The sequence below is a fragment of the Shewanella sp. 4t3-1-2LB genome (genome assembly GCF_017368415.1).
In the GTDB taxonomy this organism is placed as follows: Bacteria; Pseudomonadota; Gammaproteobacteria; order Enterobacterales; family Shewanellaceae; genus Shewanella; species Shewanella fodinae.
The window spans coordinates 1-1,553 of record NZ_JAFNJD010000102.1; the positions used below are offsets into that span (position 1 = coordinate 1).

Annotated in this window: 1 protein-coding gene; it reads right to left on the reverse strand. The window is 30.9% G+C overall.

Annotated elements, in window-relative coordinates:
* Positions 1-141 precede the first annotated feature (141 nt).
* Positions 142-1,506, reverse strand: a complete 1,365-nt coding sequence (wzx, locus tag J3L11_RS18745; protein ID WP_207571973.1) for an O-unit flippase-like protein — start codon at positions 1,504-1,506, stop codon at positions 142-144.
* Positions 1,507-1,553: the final 47 nt, after the last annotated feature.

The following is a 1,553-nucleotide window of genomic DNA, read 5'->3' on the forward strand; positions in this document are numbered from 1 at the left end:
TTCGAGGTATTCATTTTCTTTCATTTCGAACGGAACCAGGTATATTATTTCACATTTTTTCATAAAATTAAAGGCGATACAGTTAAATAGAAATTGTATAATGTTAAATATCTATTGATTTTGTAATACTTTACGACAATTCTAAACTATCGAAAATTTTTCATTACCTTTTATTAGGTCTCTATACGTTATATATGGCCAATACCAATTGTTAAAACATAACTGCACGATAAACTGTGGAATTAATAACCCCATAACACCAATAGCCAAGTTATTACATGCCACAATACTCGATATAAAAATTAATCCGCCAGATATTATTGATGGCCAAAGGAAAGGCACGCGATTATATGTTGTAAGATATATACCGCAAAGAGAATGTATATGTTCTAACAGATATATCAATGCTACAAATGCGAGTAAATATGTTGGCAGCAACTTCGTACCACTCGTATTATTCGTGATAAAATCAATTAACTGTTCGCCTATTAGCAATGAGATTATTGCGCCAATAACATACATTAATGTAGATGATAGAATTGAACTTACGAATAGATTTTTAAGTTCATTCTTTTTCCCCTGAACTTGAAGACTATTCATTTTAGGCAAATTTAAATTAAATATCATTGAAGCCAGATTTCGAATTAGAGAAAAAACCTGTATCGTTAATCCATATGATCCAGCAACGCCAATACTTAGAAATGATGCGGCAACAAAAGTATTACCCTGCCTAATCAAAAACGCTCCTAGACCAGTTACGCCCAACTTCCATGATGCCTTATATAAAACAGGAACTATATTTTCCTTAACACGATAAATTTTATTTAGTTCAATATTAACATCCCACGAGTCATCATTAATTTCTCGATATAAAAGAAATCTTGATAAAGCAGTTGATGCTAATAATGCTACAGCCATAGCTATTAAGCCAAACCCAAATGAAAGTAATATTACGGTAATAATTGTATAAAAAACCTTCGAGATTGCTGTGACTTTATATACTGCTACTGTATTCCCTCGTCCAATAATGATCGCATTACAATATGTATAATAAAAATTGATTGATATTGACAATACAAAAAAGCACCATGCAATCATTTCACTTTTAGTAAATTCATTAAAACTAAATAAATAAAGCGTACCAACTGTTGAAAGTACAATAAAAACTAAAAATGAAACTCCAATGTACAAGCGCTTAGATGCTTGAATTAGGTCATAAAGTAATTGATAGTTAATACTACTTATAGATTCGGAACTCCACCCCTCAGCATTTAGAGTCTGCGTACCACTTAATATTGCCGAAAGAAATCTGCTTATCGTAGGTTGATATCCAAACTCCAATAATTGAGCAAACGCCGCAAAAGTTAGAAAAACATACCAAAATCCCATTTCATTTTTATTTAAATAATGAATTGATATTGGAAGTACAATTATTCCGCATAGCAGTATAATCGCTTGATATGCACTTCCAGAGAAGAACTCCTTCTTTGTTGTCTTTAATATCATTTTAAATTTGCTTTTTCTTTAACTTTATATAAAAAAATACAGCAAGA

What these genes read in the sequence shown, in the direction of transcription:
- wzx (WP_207571973.1), bottom strand. Translation starts at nt 1,506, where the DNA reads ATGATATTAAAGACAACAAAGAAGGAGTTCTTCTCTGGAAGTGCATAT.